The organism is Paenibacillus sp. sgz302148, from assembly GCF_056120465.1.
In genome coordinates, this window is sequence record NZ_JBVYOJ010000009.1 from 165,359 (window position 1) to 183,224 (window position 17,866).

14 protein-coding genes are annotated in these 17,866 nt (G+C 49.7%); 11 read left to right on the top strand and 3 right to left on the bottom strand.

The window, feature by feature from the left end:
- Positions 1-1,722: a helicase-associated domain-containing protein gene (locus AC0LWM_RS15255; protein WP_474675815.1), complete on the top strand. Its 1,722-nt coding sequence runs from the start codon at positions 1-3 to the stop codon at positions 1,720-1,722.
- A gap of 3 nt (positions 1,723-1,725) precedes the next feature.
- Here AC0LWM_RS15255 and AC0LWM_RS15260 read toward each other — a convergent pair whose 3' ends face one another.
- Both AC0LWM_RS15260 and sigK read right to left on the bottom strand, forming a co-directional pair.
- Entirely contained in the window at positions 1,726-1,935 is a 210-nt protein-coding gene (locus tag AC0LWM_RS15260; RefSeq protein WP_474675816.1) for a hypothetical protein, read from the bottom strand.
- A 47-nt stretch (positions 1,936-1,982) separates the two neighbouring features.
- Complete coding sequence (gene sigK / locus AC0LWM_RS15265; protein WP_474675817.1) at positions 1,983-2,684, bottom strand: RNA polymerase sporulation sigma factor SigK; 702 nt, start codon at positions 2,682-2,684, stop codon at positions 1,983-1,985.
- Positions 2,685-2,894: 210 nt separating this feature from the next.
- Here sigK and lplT point away from each other — a divergent pair, with 210 nt between their 5' ends.
- Positions 2,895-4,118: a lysophospholipid transporter LplT gene (gene lplT / locus AC0LWM_RS15270; protein ID WP_474675818.1), complete on the top strand. Its 1,224-nt coding sequence runs from the start codon at positions 2,895-2,897 to the stop codon at positions 4,116-4,118.
- Between the two features lie 208 nt (positions 4,119-4,326).
- Here the strand turns inward: lplT and AC0LWM_RS15275 are convergent, their stop codons facing one another.
- A complete protein-coding gene (locus AC0LWM_RS15275; protein ID WP_474675819.1) occupies positions 4,327-4,533 on the bottom strand; it encodes a DUF1657 domain-containing protein in 207 nt (68 codons plus the stop codon).
- 150 nt (positions 4,534-4,683) lie between these two features.
- Between AC0LWM_RS15275 and AC0LWM_RS15280 the strand changes: the two genes are divergently transcribed.
- The 9 genes from AC0LWM_RS15280 to AC0LWM_RS15320 all read left to right on the top strand — a co-directional run bounded on the left by AC0LWM_RS15280 (position 4,684) and on the right by AC0LWM_RS15320 (position 17,838).
- Complete coding sequence (locus tag AC0LWM_RS15280) at positions 4,684-5,544, top strand: DUF421 domain-containing protein (protein WP_474675820.1); 861 nt, start codon at positions 4,684-4,686, stop codon at positions 5,542-5,544.
- Between the two features lie 15 nt (positions 5,545-5,559).
- On the top strand, positions 5,560-6,033 hold the full coding sequence (gene spoVAC / locus AC0LWM_RS15285; protein WP_474675821.1) for a stage V sporulation protein AC: 474 nt from the start codon (positions 5,560-5,562) through the stop codon (positions 6,031-6,033).
- A gap of 6 nt (positions 6,034-6,039) precedes the next feature.
- Positions 6,040-7,050 carry a stage V sporulation protein AD gene (spoVAD, locus tag AC0LWM_RS15290; protein ID WP_474675822.1) on the top strand — a complete coding sequence of 337 codons (1,011 nt, stop codon included), beginning with the start codon at positions 6,040-6,042 and terminating at the stop codon, positions 7,048-7,050.
- A 4-nt stretch (positions 7,051-7,054) separates the two neighbouring features.
- A complete protein-coding gene (spoVAE, locus tag AC0LWM_RS15295; protein WP_474675823.1) occupies positions 7,055-7,405 on the top strand; it encodes a stage V sporulation protein AE in 351 nt (116 codons plus the stop codon).
- A 31-nt stretch (positions 7,406-7,436) separates the two neighbouring features.
- Complete coding sequence (locus AC0LWM_RS15300; RefSeq protein WP_474675824.1) at positions 7,437-7,559, top strand: hypothetical protein; 123 nt, start codon at positions 7,437-7,439, stop codon at positions 7,557-7,559.
- 365 nt (positions 7,560-7,924) lie between these two features.
- The gene (locus AC0LWM_RS15305; RefSeq protein WP_474675825.1) at positions 7,925-13,114 is read left to right on the top strand and encodes a discoidin domain-containing protein; all 5,190 of its coding nucleotides are present in this window, start codon (positions 7,925-7,927) and stop codon (positions 13,112-13,114) included.
- 251 nt (positions 13,115-13,365) lie between these two features.
- On the top strand, positions 13,366-14,325 hold the full coding sequence (locus tag AC0LWM_RS15310; RefSeq protein ID WP_474675826.1) for an AAA family ATPase: 960 nt from the start codon (positions 13,366-13,368) through the stop codon (positions 14,323-14,325).
- Positions 14,326-14,329: 4 nt separating this feature from the next.
- A complete protein-coding gene (locus AC0LWM_RS15315) occupies positions 14,330-15,574 on the top strand; it encodes a DUF58 domain-containing protein (RefSeq protein WP_474675827.1) in 1,245 nt (414 codons plus the stop codon).
- Positions 15,575-15,600: 26 nt separating this feature from the next.
- Positions 15,601-17,838: a DUF4129 domain-containing transglutaminase family protein gene (locus AC0LWM_RS15320; protein ID WP_474675828.1), complete on the top strand. Its 2,238-nt coding sequence runs from the start codon at positions 15,601-15,603 to the stop codon at positions 17,836-17,838.
- Positions 17,839-17,866: the final 28 nt, after the last annotated feature.

The window sequence follows — 17,866 nt, forward strand, 5'->3', positions numbered from 1 at the left end:
ATGGACGTATTGGAATTGCTGCAATATGTGCCGCCTGACGAGTTGGTCGAGTTGGCCGTCCGATGGAAGGTTCCGTATCATCATGGCGGATCGGAAGAGCGAATGAGACAGCTGCTGGCCGAGTCGTATACGGAGGCGAATATCAAGCGGCAAATCGTGAAGTTGACGGAGGAAGAACGACAATGCCTGGAGCTGCTTGCGGTCTTATCCTCCTCCAATCCCGACGGGTTGTCCACCCAGGATGCATCGAGGAAAATCAACGAGCTTCTCGGGTCCAAGTGCCGAGGGGAGGAAATGATCAGCCGGCTCCGGGGGGCCGGTTTATTGTTTCAATACCGCCACTACTGGAATTTGAATGTCATTGCGCCTAAGCAAGTGTGGCAGCCCGTGCTTCGTGAAGCGGCTCGAGACATCGGTGCGGCGATTCAACAGCGCAGCGCTGCGCTCGGTAAGGTGCAAGTAACGGAAAATTACGGTCTTGCGCTTTATCACGATATCATCACGCTGTTATCTTTTATCGCAAACGAAACGGTCGAAATTTCTCAAAAGGGGCATGTCTACAAGCGGACGATGAATCGGATACTTCCGCTGCTTCGGTCAAACGAAACGAGATTTCCGGCGATGTTCGGCGCCGAAGCTCCGATGCATTTTGCTTTTATGGAGCGGTTTGCAGCGCAGCTTGGCCTTGCGGATTTCCGCGAAGTCGCGAGAGTTCAGCCGGACGCCCTTCGCTCGTTTCTTGCAGTTCCTTATACGGAATGGGCCGCGCAGCTCCATCAAGTGATGATGCCGCTCATCATGTACGGCACCGATCTTCGATATTTGCCATCATCGCTCATTTATCATATGTTTTACGGTTTGACCGGGGAAGAATGGATTGATGAACTTGTCGTATTGGAACAATTGTCTCGCAAGTTGGAGGCATGGAAGCTTCCCGTATCGGAGAAGCAGTTGAATATGCTGGTCTATCATCCAATGCTGGTGCTCGGATTGATTGAAAGAGGCCGGGATGCGGAAGGAAATTGCGTTTGGCGATGGACGGCCTGGGGGAGTTTGTATGCAAAGCGCCATTTTAAGGATAACGGCAGCTATTACGATGATATTGAACGGCTGATGACCGATCATATTTATGTTCAGCCGAATATGGACATTATCGTGCCCGAGAACGTTGCTCCGGCCATCCGTTGGCAGATCGAGGCGATTGCCGAGCTGAAGCAAGCGGATACCGCGTACGTGTATTCCTTGCAGGCAAAACGGATCATTCACGCCCTGGAATGCGGATGGACGTTCGAAAGTATCCGGGCGCTGCTCGAACGGCACAGCAAAATTCCGGTCGCCCCGAATATATGGCGGACGATCGAAGATTGGATCGGCCATTTCGGCAAAGCCAGGCTGATGGATGTCATGGTGCTTCATGTGGACGATCCCGTCCTTGCGGAACGCGTTCGCTCGGACAAAAAGCTTGGCAAATGGATTGTCGGCGCTTTTTCGCCGCAGTCGTTCCTTATCCGGCGAAACGATGAGCGACAAGTTCGTGAGCTGATGCATGGCCTTGGACTGCCGTTGCCAGCGAAAGTGTCGAAGGTAGATAACGATGCAGATCATGATCGGGGCAAAAAGCAGAACATGAGCCGCGAGCAATGGCTGGATTATGTTGCCCAGTGTAACATGGCCGCGTTTGACCCGGAGCCGTTCCGGAGCGGGGTTGATTTTCGTGCATAGGCATCAAAAATCGAACCGATGTAACGGGTATTGCACCCCGTTGATCGGTTCTTTGTCATATCCGTTTGCTGCGGCGATCTGTGTCCAGGAGACGGCGTGCCGGTATTGCCACGCCGCGCATTTGGGGCATACGCCGTATTTCAATTTTCCTCGGGTCCATTCCTCTAAGGTGTGTACGTGTTCGCATTTAACGCACCATAAGTACACGGACATATGAACCTCCTGCAATGGGCTATATGCCGATTATAGCGCGGGGCCGCTCACCGCTTCAACTTATAAAACTCGTGATACAGCTTCATCAGCGCCCGCTTCTCAATCCTCGACACATAAGAGCGGCTGATGCCAAGCTCCTTCGCGATCTCGCGCTGCGTCCGTTCGTCGCCGCCCAGCTCCAGGCCGAATCGTCCTTTGATGACCTCTTGCTCCCGGTCGTCGAGAATGTCGAGATTGCGGTATATTTTGCTTTTTTCGATTTTGAGCTGGACTTTGTCCACAACGTCGTCGGCTTCCGTGCCGAGAATATCGATGAGCGTAATTTCGTTGCCTTCCTTGTCCGTCCCGATCGGGTCGTGAAGCGATACGTCTTTGCGCGTTTTCTTGAGCGATCGCAGATGCATCAATATTTCGTTTTCAATACACCGAGCCGCAAAAGTAGCCAGCTTCGTGCCTTTGTTCGGCTGGAAGCTCTCGATCGCTTTGATGAGCCCGATCGTGCCGATGGAGATGAGGTCTTCCAGGTCTTCTCCGGTGTTGTCGAATTTTTTGACGATGTGTGCGACAAGGCGCAGATTATGTTCGATTAACAGATTGCGGGAGTGTTGATCGCCTTCAGCCATCAATCGCAAATGCTTTAATTCCTCATCTTCCGACAGGGGTTGGGGGAAGGCGTTATTTTTGACATAGGAGACGAGCAGTGTCAGCTGTTTGATGAATAAGGCGACGGCTGTAAAAAAGCCAGGCATGGACAGCACCTCCTGATTGTTTGCCGAAGACAGGCGCGCTTCGGAAGCTCGGATTCGTTCAATTGCGAAGAAAACTGTTACATTGTATGTGGGCCGAAGCCTATCTGTGCATGTACGGGGAAATTATTATCCATGACCGGCGGTCACTTTACGAATGTAGGCAATCATGGTATGTTGGAAATTGTTGATTTGACTTAACGGAGGGTAATTATGTCTCAAGCCAGTGCTCGCAGACGATGGCTGTCGCCGGTTAATGCCGTCGTTCTCACCCAGTTCATGAGCTCGTTCGCCGACAATTTGAACTTTTTCATCATTATCGGATTAATCAAAAGACAAGGGTTCGTCAATCCGGATCAATACGTCACCTACATTCAAATCGGTTTTTTGGCCGTTTATGTATTGCTGGCTCCGATCGTGGGAGCTTTTGCCGACCGCAACGCCAAATCGGGCGTCCTGCTCGTCGGCAATATGTTCAAGGCGCTCGCCATCTTGCTGATGATGGTCGGATTACATCCTGCGATTTGCTACTCCATACTCGGGATCGGAGCGGTCATTTATTCTCCGGCCAAATACGGTATTCTTACGGAGTTAACGAATACGGACGAACAATTGCTCAAGGCGAATTCCAAGATCGAAGGAACGACCATCCTGGCTATCCTGCTTGGAACCGTGGCAGGCGGCATATTGGCCGAAATTTCCGATTTCGCGGGTTTGATCACATGCTTCGGCATCTACGCGGCTTCGATTTTGCTGACGTTCCTTATTCCAAAGAAAGAGGGCAACAAACAGCTTCACTACGGCGAATCGGCCAAAGCATTCCTAAAGGATACCGCAACGTTGTTCAAGGACGCGCAAGCGAATTTTTCGCTGATCGGAACCGGCGCATTCTGGCTTACCGCAGCGGTGCTGCGCATCGCGCTCGTCGCATGGCTGCCGGCGAATCTCGGCATTACCGATACCGATCAGCAATCTTACATCATCGGCGTGACGGCCGTTGGCGTCGTGGTAGGATCGATTGTCATGCCGAAGCTGATCCCTGTCAATAAAATGTATATTTCGTATGTATACGGTTTTCTAATGGTGCTGTCTGTCATGATCACGGCGTTCATGCACAATCTGATTCTTACGTTGATTATGCTGTTCTTGATCGGCGTATTCGGCGGCGTGTTCCTTATTCCGATGAATACGATCCTGCAAAACGTCGGCAAAGATCTGGTCGGAGCGGGGAAAACGATCGCGGTTCAAAATCTGGTCGAAAATGCATTGACGATAACAGGATTGTTTATTTATTTGTTCCTGACTTCAAAAATCGATATTCAATACGCCGTCGTCGGCATGGGCGCGATATTGCTTGCGTTCGTATTATACTTAACGACGCGTCTTGGCGCTATCAAAGCGTCAATGGGGAGAGCAACAGGCAAAATGGGCGAATGACGGCGGTACTTTTGCCGGGAGTCTTTCATACTCTATGGTGTAAGGCTACAAGATAGGAGCATTCGCAAATGTCTAAATCTTGGTTCGCGATCCTGATTCTTGTTCTCTTCATCCTCCTCTCCATTTTTTTGCTTATGTACGTCTAGTACAAAAAAGGAAGCTACGTACCGCATGGCGGTATATAGCTTCCTTCTTTTTTAAACGGCTATTAAAAACCTTTATATTGCGGTTCTTCGTTCTCCAACTCCTGCACGCGCGAGCTCACTTGGTCCACAATTTGCTGCGTTTGCTGCGCCGCGTTTTCGAAAAGCGTCTTCGCTTGTTGGTTCTGCGTGTTCAGCGCAAAAGATTCAAGACTTGCTTGTGCGCTCTTGAGCGACGACAAGCAGGTTTTCACTTGTTGTGCTACCGTCATTTCTAACACCTCCCGGCAATGTTCGTTGCGACTCCTCGACTAATTTACCCTTTCCACAGACAAGACATGAATGGAAAATATTTGTTCAACATAATGACATCCATTTCGGCAAATAATGTGACAAGAGAACCGTCGAAGGAGAGATTGCGAGTGCCAGAATGGTTACATATCGTTTTTCGTGCCCTGGGCTCTGTCATTATGTTGTTTGTGCTGACAAGAATTTTGGGCAAAAAGCAAATATCGCAGCTTACTTTTTTCGAATACATCACGGGAATTACGCTAGGCGGTATCGCCGGGTTCATGTCAACCGACATGGAAGCCCATTACGCGTACGGCGTCATTGCTTTATTGATCTGGACGGTTGTTCCGTTATCCATGGAGTATCTGGGACTGAAGAGCAAGACGGTAAGGGACTGGCTGGAAGGCAGAGGGGCCGTGTTCATTAAGGACGGCAAAATACTCGAAGACAATATGAAAAAAGAACGGTACAGCACCGACGAGCTGCTAGAGCAGCTGCGCAAAAAAAACGTGTTTCAGGTGGCTGATGTTGAGTTTGCGGTACTGGAAGCGAACGGCGAGGTCAGCGTCCTGCTCAAAAAAGAAAACCAGCCGCTTACGCCAAAACATCTTGGGGTCAAAGTGCCGAGAACCGAAGAGCCCCAGACCGTCATTATGGACGGCGAGGTCATGCTCGAAGCGCTTGCAACCCGCGGGCTCAGCCTCGGTTGGCTGCACACGGAGCTGCAGAAGATGGGCATTCCGATCGAAAACGTATATCTTGGACAGGTCGATGATCTTGGCCAGCTCTATGTCGATTTGTATGACGATCAATTGAAGACGCCGGAGCCTCAAACTAAAGAAGTATTGTATGCAACCCTGAAGAAAAGCGCCGCCGACTTGGAACTGTTCGCACTGACAACGCAAAATGTAAAAGCGAAGAATATGTATGAAGCTTGTGCGGCCAAGATGAACGAATTGGTCGAACAGATGACGCCGTTGCTGAAACGATAACGAGGAGGGGTAATCGTGGCAAATCAGAAGAAAAAAAATTTAACGATGACGCAGCAGGAGTATCACGATTTTGCCAAACAACGGGAGCCCAAGCGTCCAGTAGGGAAAAACTGCATACGCGCTTTTTTTGCCGGTGGGTTCATATGCTTGATCGGACAAGCGATACAGGAAGCGTTTATTCATTGGTTCCATTTTACCGAAAAAACGGCGGGAAGCCCTACGGCTGCGGTATTGATTTTCATATCGGTCGTCCTGACGAGCTTAGGGGTGTACGACAAATTTGCGCAATGGGCCGGAGCGGGCTCAGCCGTCCCGGTTACAGGCTTCGCCAACTCGATGTGCTCGACGGCGCTCGAGCATCGAAGCGAAGGACTTGTTCTTGGAGTCGGCGGCAACATGTTCAAGCTGGCCGGATCGGTTATCGTGTTCGGTACGGTGGCGGCATTCGTCGTCGGGATCATTCATTGGCTGGTCAAGTTGGGAGGGTGATGCGGCATGCTGCAAGGACATCAATCATGGGTTTTTGAGCGCAAGCCGATCATAACCGGCACGGCGACCGTCGTAGGTCCGGAAGAAGCGAAAGGCCCGATCGCCGACGACTTCGACATTCTCCACTCGGAGCTGCTGCTGCAGCAAAAAAGCTGGGAGCAAGCGGAGAAGATGATGCTCGAGGAAGCGTGCAAAATCGCCATCGAACGGGCCAATCTGACGAAGGAGCAAGTTCATTACCACGTCGGAGGCGATTTGATGAACCAAATCGTCAGCAGCACGTTCGCCAATCGAACGCTGGCGATTCCGTATCTTGGCATATTCGGCGCTTGCTCCACGTCGATGGAGAGCCTTGCCCTCGCTTCACTCATCGTAAGCAGCGGATATGGACATCATGTGCTGGCCGCGGTGTCGAGTCACAACTGCACGGCGGAGAAGCAGTTTCGCTACCCGACCGAATACGGATCGCAGAAGCCGCCGACCGCTCAATTTACCGTTTCCGGCGCCGGAGCCGCCCTCGTGTCGCGCAGCGGCGAAGGTCCGGCTATCGAGTCGGCGACGATCGGACGTATTGTCGATATGGGCATTAAGGATCCGTTTAACATGGGCGCGGCGATGGCGCCCGCGGCGGTGGATACGATTGAGGCGCATATGCGCGATTTGCGCCGGACACCGGGGTATTACGATTTGATCGTCACCGGCGATTTGGCGAGCGTCGGGCATCATATCGCAACCGATTTGCTCAAAAAGCATAACATTCCGATCGAGGAAACGACCTTTTCCGATTGCGGCCTGATGATCTATGACACCGCCAAGCAGCCCGTACAAGCGGGCGGCAGCGGCTGCGCTTGTTCGGCAACCGTTACTTACGGACACATTATGAAAAAAATTCGCAAAGGCGATTTGAAGCGGGTACTCGTCGTCGCAACCGGGGCGCTCCATTCGCCGGTAACGTTCCAGCAGGGCGAAAGCATCCCGGCCATCGCCCATGCGGTTTCGATCGAATGGAGGGGGTGAGCGCATGATCTTCGTTTGGGCTTTTGTGATCGGCGGTCTAATATGCGTCGGCGGTCAGCTGCTCATGGACGTCGCCAAGCTGACGCCCGCGCATACGATGTCTTTGCTTGTAGTCCTGGGTGCTATTGTTGACGGCGTCGGATTGTACGAGCCTTTGATCAAATTTGCAGGCGCCGGCGTAACGGTGCCGATTACAAGCTTCGGTAACGCCCTCGTGCACGGGGCATTGTCGGAACTTGAACGAGACGGGTGGATCGGCGTGATCACCGGCATATTCGAGGTGACGAGCGCAGGGATTTCGTCGGCGATCATCTTCTCGTTTATCGCGGCGCTTCTTTTCAAGCCGAAAGGATAACTATGCGTACGAGCTCCCGCCAGGGAGCTATTTGTCAAAAGAAGTATTAGATTGGCAAGCCAACTGCAGCTTCGCCGCGCAGCTGGCCGTCGCCGTCGTGCCGAGTCACGCCAAACCGGCGAATGCGAAAGAAATAAATTTTAAACAACTGTAGCACATACTTTTGTGCTGCAGTTGTTTTTTTTTGTAAAAGAGGATTGCATAAATCCGAAGGCTGGACTGAAGTCGTATCAAACTTAATCGTACCCGTTAACAATCATATTATTGCTATTCTATCTTCACAAAAAATTCACAGGAAACGCACATTGTCTTCACTGGATATTTGGTAAGTTTTATATGGGTAAGCGCTTTCCATAATTTCTACTCATTCAAAGGGGGGGATTTATATCCATTACTTTGTTAGGTAGGATACTTGTCGTTATTATGGTTGCTTTGCTTGATCGGTTCAATGAAGGTACGTTGACATTCGTGTATGAAGCGGAAGAGAAGGTCAAATAAAAAGCTGTGAGGAGTGAAAGAATGCAAAAAAATTCAACCACAAAAATACTATCACTCATTGTATTGATCGCAATGATGTTGAATATTTTGGTGCCCGAAATGGCTACTAAGGCATTAGCGGCAGATGAAGGCTCCATTGAGGCAGTCTCTGCCGTAATACCTCAAAAATTTATGTCAGCAACGGCTACAAGCCAGAACGCAGGGTATGAGGCGAGCAAAGTAATTGATGGAAACCCGTCAACGATATGGCACATCAGGTATGATCCTGAAGTAGATACGCTGCCTCAGAGTATAAATATAAAACTAAACCGCAACTTTAATGTGAACAGGTTCAGGTTGCTTCCAAGGCAGGATAATAATACAAATGGCAGAATAACGGCGTATAATCTGTATGTAAGCAGTGACGGTGTGGATTATCAGAAGGTAGTAAGCGGTACCTGGTCAGATGACGCTTCAGAAAAGATAGTCGATATAACGCCAGTTGTAAGTGCCTCATATGTAAAACTGGAAACAACCGCAGGAGGAGGTAACTTTGCGTCGGCGGCAGAGATTAATATTGAAACTACAGATGTTACTCTTGTAAGATTTGCAGCCACCCTAGATGAAGCAAAAAACCTTTCCGAAAACGCTAAAATTGGGACCGATGTCGGTGATTACCCGAAAGATACCAAGGACGCACTTGATTTGGTGATTGCCAGGTATGCGGGCTTGGAACGTGACCCTGATGCGACAAATGACCAAATGCAGGAGGCACTCACTGAACTTCAATCTGCAATCGATATTTTCAAGGAATCGAAGGTTGACTATAGCGTTTCGCGGCTTACATGGTATGTGGACAATTTGAGCGGCTTGTATGAAAGTGCCGTCCAAGGGACTGCACCTGGAGAATACACTGCAGAAGCCAAGGCTGCATTTGGAAGTGTCCTGGATTCTGCAAAATCCGTCGTACAAAAACAGGATGCTACTGACATGGAGGCTGACAGAGCATATAAAAGTCTTGTGGAAGCTGCCTCTACATTCCTGATTAGCAGCAAGCTCGCCGGCGAACCTGCTACAGACAATGCAGTAAGCGATATGATGAGTGCAGAGGCTACCAGCCAAAATACTGGATATGAGGCAAAGAAGGCGATTGACGGCGATATTGCATCCATATGGCATACGAACTATACCCCCACAGCAGACAATTTACCCCAATCCATCACGGTAGACCTCGGACGTATTTACAACATCGACTCCATATGGGTAACACCAAGGCAGGATTCCAGCAACGGCTGGATCAGCGATGCCACATTATTTGCAGGAACCGACAAAGAGAATATGAATGTTGTGGAAAATTGCATATGGAATACCGATGCTTCTACCAAAACGACAAAGATTAACCCGGTAAGGGCAAGGTACGTAACGGTACAGGCAAATAAAGGGAGTGGAAACTATGCTTCTATCGCAGAGATGGGAGTCGGCACCTACGATGTTTACGTTGAATCCCTTGCCAATAAAATAAACACGGCCAAGATTTTTTATTCTAGTGTAGAGGTGGGTGATAATCCAGGCCAGTATAATAGTGAAGCAAAGATTGCCCTGGTACAAGAGATAGCAGAAGCAAATGCAAAATTAAGAAACTCGAACTCACTACCTTCGGAATTTTATGCGACAACGGAAAAATTGAACGATGCTTTTATGGCTTTTATGGCTTCTAAAATAAAATACACACGAGAGCAGCTCCGGACAGTTATCTCGGAAGCAAAAGATATGGCCGGTGCTGCGACATCCTCCGAGTATGCTCAGGAAGATATAGACACATTAAAAGGGGCTATTGCCAGCGCAGAGTCCATCGCCGGTGATACAAACGCCTCCGATGAGGCTGTTGATGCGGCTACAATTGCGCTGAAGGACGCAATTGCTGTATTTCAGTATAGCCAAGATACTATAGTCTCCCTAGCTGGCAAGTGGGAGTTCAAATTAGGCGCAGCAAATGGAACAGCCCAGAATCTCTACGAAACCGTAACCCTTCCGGGTACGCTCGATGAAAATAAGAAAGGCTTTATTAACAACGATACAGCAGTTAGAATCTTGAGCAGGAAATATAAATATACAGGCCCTGCCGTATACCAGAGGAAATTCACGTTACCTGCAAGCTTCAAGGGCAAGCAGATTAAGCTGTTCCTTGAACGTACCAGGGAGACAAAGTTATGGGTGAACGACAAGTATGTCGGTACCCAGAACCAGTTGACTACTAACCAAGTCTACGATATTACCCAATATATCCAAATGGGCGACAACTTGATTACCATTGAGGTCGACAACTCCTATACAGATATGCCATGGGGCGTCCTTGAATCCCATATGGTTACGGAGAATACTCAGACCAACTGGAATGGCATACTGGGAAGGATTGAAATTCAAGTTAACAAAGCTTTATATATCGACCAGGTCAGGGCAATCCCCGATGTGAATAATAAGACTGCAAAGGTAGCGGTAGATATAAATAATACAACAAGCGGAGAAATCAGCGGGACTTTGTCCCTCATGGCAAAGAGTTGGAATACCGATTCTTCGCATAAAGTTCCCCAGCGGCCACATCATGTTCCCCGGCAAACCTTTAATTTTACAGTGAAGCCGGGTCTTCAGACCGTGGAGGTCCAATATAAGATGGGCGATAATGTCCAACTTTGGGATGAGTTTAATCCCATACTCTACAACCTCAAAGTTGATATGAATGCAAAAAAATATACCGGTCATACAGCCATCGATTTTGGTATGAGAAAATTTCAGGTAAATAGTGACCGTAAGCAGTTTTCTATAAACGGAAAGAACATCTTCCTCAGAAGTGAAGCAAATTGTGCCGTATTTCCGCTGACCGGTTACGCCCCGATGGACGACGAGGGTTGGGAAAAGCTGTTTAGCGTGTATAAGTCATACGGAATCAACCATGTGAGGTTCCATTCATGGGCCCCGCCGGAGGCGGCATTCAGGGTGGCCGATAAGATGGGCATCTATATGCAACCGGAACTTTCCCTATGGGACACAGGAGGCACTTTCGTTTCGGACAGCGATTACGCATATTACACAAAAGAAGTGGAAAGTATCGTCAAGCAGTACGCGAACCATCCATCATTCGTGATGGTTACATGGGGGAATGAACTTGGCGGTGACAGGATCAGGATGAATGACCTTGTTGAGCATATGAGAAGCGTCGATCCTACCAGATTATATGCAGAAGGTTCTAATGCTTGGTATGGGTGGCAGGGTCCTGGGCCCAAAAGCGACTTTTTTACAGCGCAACAATGGAGTGAAAAACATCTCAGGGGATCTTATATAGGTTTATACGGGCACCTGAATGACAATTATCCGTCAACTATGGAGGAATACACCGACGCTATAATGGGCGCTCCTGTGCCTGTATTCGGGTTTGAGGTAGGACAGTATGAGATATACCCGGATTTTACGGAGATTCCCAAATATACGGGTGTTCTGGAACCCAGGAATCTTGAATCTTTCAGAAAGGCCCTTGAAAACGCAGGAATGTTGGACCAGGCTGAGCAGTTTGTCAAGGCGTCCGGTGAATTATCCAGAATCAGCTACCGCGAAGAGATCGAAACAGCCCTTCGTACCCCGCAGTTTGCAGGAATTTCTCTGTTGGGACTGCAGGACTTTCCTGGACAGGGCACAGCCCTTGTAGGTATGGTAAATGCGCTGGGAGAATCGAAAAGCTTCTCCAACCCTGATGATTTCAAGCGATTTAATAACGCTGTCGTTCCTCTTGTTCGCATGGAAAAAATGACATGGCAGAGCAATGAAACCTATACTGCAAAGCTGCAGCTCGCAAATTACGGACCGACAGATATTACCGGTAAACCTTACTGGACAATAAAAAAGCTTGACGGCACAGTAGTGGCATCCGGTGAAATGGGTTCTTTATCCGCAGCTCAGGGAGGGTTAAGAGACTTAGGTACAATCAGCGCAGACCTTTCACGTATAGCTGAAGCTGCGCAGTTAACTCTAGAGGTTGGAATTAAGAATACATCGTATTTAAACAACTATGATATATGGGTATATCCTGAAGAGGTAGATACCACAGCGCCCGCCGATGTACTGGTAGTCAAGGATTTTAACTCGGAAGCCCAAAATACTTTAAAGCGCGGCGGTAAGGTGCTGCTTGTACCTGATAGCACCACTTCAGCACTGCCAAAGAGTATTGCGGGAGCATTTATACCGGATTTCTGGAGCTCTGCCGCGTTCGGTAGCAACCAACCCGGTACGACGGGACTTTTAATCGATACTAAGCATCAAGCGCTCAAGGATTTTCCAACAGATTATTTCAGCAACTGGCAATGGTGGCCTCTTGCGAAGAATGGAAGACCTATTATACTTGACGATACGCCTGCGACCTTCAAACCGATCGTGCAGGTTATCGATAATTTCGATAGGAACCATAAGCTTGGATTACTCTTTGAAGCAAATGTAGATGGAGGAAGACTCGTCGTCAGCTCCATGGACCTTTTGGACCAGCAGGATAAGCCTGAAGCAAGACAAATGCTACACAGCATCTTAAGGTATATGGGCTCCGACGAGTTTAAGCCTGAGAACTCGCTTGATGCGGAATTTATAAACTCCATCGTGCCTGCTACTAAAACGAACTTGGCGTTAAACAAAACAAGGTCAGGTTTCCCTGAACCCTTTGTATCATTTAATACAAATGCCGGATACGCTTATAGCTACGATAGAAAGTGGCAGCTAGTGGACGGGAATGAAGATTACAGGGCGGGGACTAACGCCTGGACGAACTGGACGGAGGATCCCAAGAGGACGGAGGATACTATAGGCATTGATTTTGGGTCGGATGTGCAGTTTGACTCGGTGGAACTCGATGTTTTTACAGACAACGATACAGCGCCGCCTGCTAACGTTAAGGTACAGTATTGGAATGGCACTGACTGGGTTGATGTAAGCGGTCAGCGGAACGGGAGCTTTATACAGGGCCCGAATATCATTAATTTTGACCCTGTTACATCTTCAAAGGTAAACATTATGATGACTGCCGGCACCTCAGGCGGCAAGCTTAGAGGTATCGCCATCACGGAACTCAAGGTTTATGGAACAGATACCATTTCAACTAAAGGCGATTCACTGCAGATGCTTGCTGATGTAACCCCAATCGATGCAGATCATACTGATGTTACCCGGTCCGTAAGTAATATCGATAATAGATGAGGGTGGACTCCTCAATAAAACAGCAGAAGGGATCCGCAGCGGCGGATCCTTTCTTCCAAACAAAATATGAAATGATGTACTCGGCCACATAAGCAAGCAAGCTTAAAAAATGGTCCTATGTGTCTTCCCATCGATAGGAAAAAGATGTAATTCCCTAGTATTTTAGTATGTGAACTGCTACAATATATTTGGTAAAATAATAGGGTACATACTTTTTTTTTTTTGCAGTCTATCACGGGAGGGATGCAGCAATGGAAGCCGTAACGAAAGAAGATATGCAGCTCATCGCGCAAATTCAGGCTAACTTGGAATCTTGTATTTTAGGTAAAAGTGAAGAAATTAAATTCATGATCACCGCATTGCTCGCCGGCGGTCATGTATTGCTTGAGGATGTACCCGGAACGGGAAAAACCGCTCTAGTGAAAGCGCTTGCCAAAACGATCAACGGCCAATTTCGCAGAATCCAATGCAATCCTGACCTACTCCCGACCGATATAACCGGCGTATCGATTTATCATCCGAAGCAGGAGAGCTTTATATTTCGGCCGGGCCCGATCATGACCAACATCCTGCTCGCGGATGAAATCAACCGGGCGACGACCAAGACGCAATCCGCCTTGCTGGAAGCGATGGAAGAACACCAAATTACGATGGACGGCGAGTGTTACGACTTGCCCGCTCCGTTTATTTTGTTTGCGACGCAAAACCCGATCGATTTCGAAGGCACCTATGTGCTGCCTGAGGCGCAGCTGGACCGGTTCATGTTCAAGCTGTCCGTCGGTTATCCCGATGAAACGACCGAGAAGAAAATGGCATATTCTCACAGCAAAGCGCAGCCGATCGACGCATTGCATCCCGTAACGGAAATCGAGCGGATCTCCGTGCTGCAGAACAAGGTGCGCGATGTGCATGTCGATGATGCGGTGGGCGAATATTTGGTTTCGATTACGCGCAAAACCCGCGAGCATCCGGGGATTTTGCTGGGCGCAAGCCCACGGGCGACGATCGCGCTCATGAACGCGGCAAAATCGTATGCTTTCGTGAACGGAAGGGAGTACGTCATTCCGGACGACATCAAGACGATCGTGCCGTACGTTCTTACGCACCGGCTGATCGTTCGATCCGAAGCAAGGATGGACGGAACGACAGCGGAATCGGTGCTGCAATCGGTATTGCAGCAAATTCGGGTTCCGGTCCGGTTGGAGCGATAGTCTTATGGCAGCGAACGTCTGGCGCAAATTTGTCGACGAAGTTGTGCGGGCGAAGCGGTCGAATCAGTTCTGGATCGCTTTTGCTTTTTTCATATGCAGTCTTTTCTTCGTCTTGTTCCAAGGCGGGAAAGTGGCGCTTATGGTATTCATTATCGTCTCGTTGCTATCCGTATACGTAGGCTTGGGACGGTGGAGCGGCATTACGAAAGCGCAAGGCTCCCGCTCGCTTGTCAACGCGGAGCGCGATATTCTGGAATCGGGCGCAACGCTCACGGTTCGTCTGAATGTTCAGGTGCCAGGCGTATGGCCGCTTCCGTACGTTCTGATGAAAGACCGTCTCGTTCGGCGCAACGGGCATGAGCTGACGTTCGAATCGTCCTTTATCCCCGACTGGAAGCGACGGGGCGAAGTCGAATATTCGACGCCCCCTTTGCACCGGGGGTTTTATCAATTTGACCGGACGGAATGCGTGACCGAGGATATCTTCGGCTTGTTCGAGCACAAAGGGGACCTGGCTTTGTCGCAAAGCTTCTGCGTCAAGCCGCAGACGGTGCAGATCAAAGAGTGGAAGCAGTTCCGGCAACTGTCGAAAGGCCACTTTCACCATGCCATTACGACCCAAGCTCTAAAAGAAACAACGCAGATCAACGGCGTTCGGGAATATATTTACGGCGACCGCATTTCCAGAATCCATTGGAACGCGACGGCCCGAACGGGAACTTGGAAATCGAAGGAATACGAGCGGGAGTCGCTCCCCAAAACGATCGTCGTTCTCGACCGTACCGCTTCCGCTTATAAAAGCAAGGACCAGTTCGAGCTTGCGGTGTCGACTGCGGCTTCTTTATTCGAATACGGTTTCCCGCAAGGAATGGCGATGGGGCTGTTCTCGGCGGGACAAGACATGACCATGATCGAACCGAAACGCGGACAATCCCAGCAAAAAAACATTTCCGCCCATTTGATCGAAGTGGAGGCGAACGGCACGCGCCCGCTGCTCGCCATACTGAAAGAGCAGTCTCGCCAATTGCCGCAAGGCGGCATTTTCGTGATCATCAGTCCTTCGGCTGACGAAACGATGCTGCAGACGATGAATTGGCTTCGCGGGAAACAAATGCTGCCGTGCCAAATTCTTGTCGGTTCGGCGGAAGCCCCGATCAGCCGTTATGAGTGGCACCAGCTGCTGAAATCCAAAGGCATGGTCGGCTATTCCATCCGCACACTGCAAGAGCTGCCTGCCGCATTGGCTTGACGGCGGCACTAGAGGAGGTTCCACGCATGCAACGTCTTGCATTGAAGCTGTTTCGTTTGCTAATGGCCGATTGGCATACGAAACTCACTTCTCTGTTGATCGCTATCATATTCTGGCAATTTCTCGAATTTGTCACCGATTATTGGTTCGACGAAACGATTGAAATATCGAAATATACGTTGTACAGTCTTGTATTGATTCAAGGGCTTGTGCTTTATAAATACGCGATCCGGCATCTTGTCCAGTTGATTGTTCTTGTTGGCATCGTGGCATACGTGCTGGATTACCGATTCACGGATGTCCCGGTCAGATCGTTTGCGACTTTCTGGCAATGGCTTGAGCTGAATGCAAGCCCGTTTTCGCCGTACATTTGGTTTGGCGTTGCGATATGGATTGCTTTTGTGCTTGTCCAGAGCTTCGTCGTTTCCAAGAAGCGAATTATCGTATTTATCGTTTTGACGGTGGTCGTGTTATCCTGCGTTGACTCCTTCACGCAATTTGTGCTGTGGGATAATATCGCTTGGATTATTTTCAGCGGCCTCAGCATGCTCGTTGTCAACCACTTCTATACGTTCAAACAGAAAAATCCGGACGGCTGGACGATCTTCAGCGAATACCCCGCGGTAGCGTTATTTATGATCGTCATCATCGTTTCGATCATTATGGCGGCGGGAATCGTTGCTCCGAATATTAATCCGGTCATTCCGGACCCGTACACGGCATGGCAAAAGCTGCAAGGCAAAGAAGTGCCGATCATAGGCGATCCGAAAGTCAGCGGCGAAACCGCGTTTTTGTCATCGACGGGCAATGCCTCGTCCGGCTACAGCCGGGAAGACAAAGAGCTTGGCGGAGGCTTCGATTACGACTATTCGCCCGTCATGACGGTCACGACGTCAAGGCGCAGCTATTGGCGCGGAGAGTCCAAGAAAGTATACACCGGAGCCGGCTGGACGGATACGGACGAGGCTGGGGAAATGCGTCCCGAATCGTCGAAAAATCCGCTGCCTCAAGGCGGGGCTTTCGATACCTCGAAGCTCCAAACGCAAGAGATTCGGCAAATGGTGACGATGCTGAACGAGCAGAAGTATCCCGTTTTGTTCGGCGCTTATTCGATCGAAAGATTCGAAAGCATCAACGACAAGCCCGTCGATGTTTTCAACACGCTGACTTGGCACCCCGAATCGCTCGAAATGCATTGGAACGAAAAATCGAAGACGCCTTATCCGAAGCAATATGTCGTCATTTCGCAAGCGCCGGTCATTGATGTATCCGGGCTTAGAATAGCCAAGCCGCCGCAGCCCTCGGACCGAAATATGAGAGAGTACACGCAGCTGCCCGATACGGTTCCGGATCGCGTGCGCCAGCTTGCGGCCGATATTGTCAAAGGCGCAACGAATCCATACGATCAAATGAAGAAGATCGAGGATTACTTGGAGCTGCATTACGAGTACAACAACAAACCTGACGTAAGCCTCGGCAAAAGCAAAGATTTCGTCGATCGCTTTCTGTTCGAGATCAAGGAAGGCTACTGCGATTATTTTTCGACGACGATGGTTGTCATGGCGCGTTCGCTTGGCATTCCGGCGCGCTGGGTGAAAGGTTATGCGCCGGGCCAAGCGCCGCGGGATTTGTCCGAAATGATGCGGAACGACCCTTCCTTTAGGGAAATCGATCCGGATGCCGCAGGCACGTATACGGTTCGCAACGCCGATGCGCATTCGTGGGCGGAAATTTATTTTGAAGGCTACGGCTGGATCCCGTTTGAGCCGACGCCGGGGTTCACGATGCCGGCGCTGCAGCCGGAGAAAGAAAAGCAGCAGCCGGACTTGAATGCCTTGCCGGAAGGAACGATCGCAGAAGAAGATCAAACGATCGAAAGCAACGGAATTTCCGTAGGGGGCGGTATCGCCGGAGGAGCCGCCGCTCTTGTCGCAATCGCTGCCGCATGGGTGATATGGAGAAAGAAAATTACGCTTGGCTTGTTCAAGCGTAATCCCGCTCAAGGGCTTAACGTCAATCACAAAATCGTCGCCGAATTCGAGAAGCTGCTCCGGTTTTTCCGGCGCAAAGGGTTTACGCGTGGCGAGCATGAAACCATCCGGGAGTCGGTGAAACGATGGTCGGCGAACAATCGTCCGCTGAAGCATGATTTGGACGTCCTGCTCCATATTTTCGAAAAAGCGAAATACAGCCGTTCGTTCGTCACCGAAGACGAGCTCCAAACGGCGCTTGGGAAAGTCCGAAAAATACGCGAAGAATTGTAATCGATTGAAGAAGCCGTCCGGTCGGTCC

Bases quoted from the DNA above. Each gene is read 5' to 3' on its own strand.
- AC0LWM_RS15255 (WP_474675815.1), top strand. From the start codon at position 1: ATGGACGTATTGGAATTGCTGCAATATGTGCCGCCTGACGAGTTGGTC.
- AC0LWM_RS15260 (WP_474675816.1), bottom strand. From the start codon at position 1,935: ATGTCCGTGTACTTATGGTGCGTTAAATGCGAACACGTACACACCTTA.
- sigK (WP_474675817.1), bottom strand. From the start codon at position 2,684: ATGCCTGGCTTTTTTACAGCCGTCGCCTTATTCATCAAACAGCTGACA.
- lplT (WP_474675818.1), top strand. From the start codon at position 2,895: ATGTCTCAAGCCAGTGCTCGCAGACGATGGCTGTCGCCGGTTAATGCC.
- AC0LWM_RS15275 (WP_474675819.1), bottom strand. From the start codon at position 4,533: ATGACGGTAGCACAACAAGTGAAAACCTGCTTGTCGTCGCTCAAGAGC.
- spoVAD (WP_474675822.1), top strand. From the start codon at position 6,040: ATGCTGCAAGGACATCAATCATGGGTTTTTGAGCGCAAGCCGATCATA.
- spoVAE (WP_474675823.1), top strand. From the start codon at position 7,055: ATGATCTTCGTTTGGGCTTTTGTGATCGGCGGTCTAATATGCGTCGGC.
- AC0LWM_RS15305 (WP_474675825.1), top strand. From the start codon at position 7,925: ATGCAAAAAAATTCAACCACAAAAATACTATCACTCATTGTATTGATC.
- AC0LWM_RS15310 (WP_474675826.1), top strand. From the start codon at position 13,366: ATGGAAGCCGTAACGAAAGAAGATATGCAGCTCATCGCGCAAATTCAG.
- AC0LWM_RS15315 (WP_474675827.1), top strand. From the start codon at position 14,330: ATGGCAGCGAACGTCTGGCGCAAATTTGTCGACGAAGTTGTGCGGGCG.
- AC0LWM_RS15320 (WP_474675828.1), top strand. From the start codon at position 15,601: ATGCAACGTCTTGCATTGAAGCTGTTTCGTTTGCTAATGGCCGATTGG.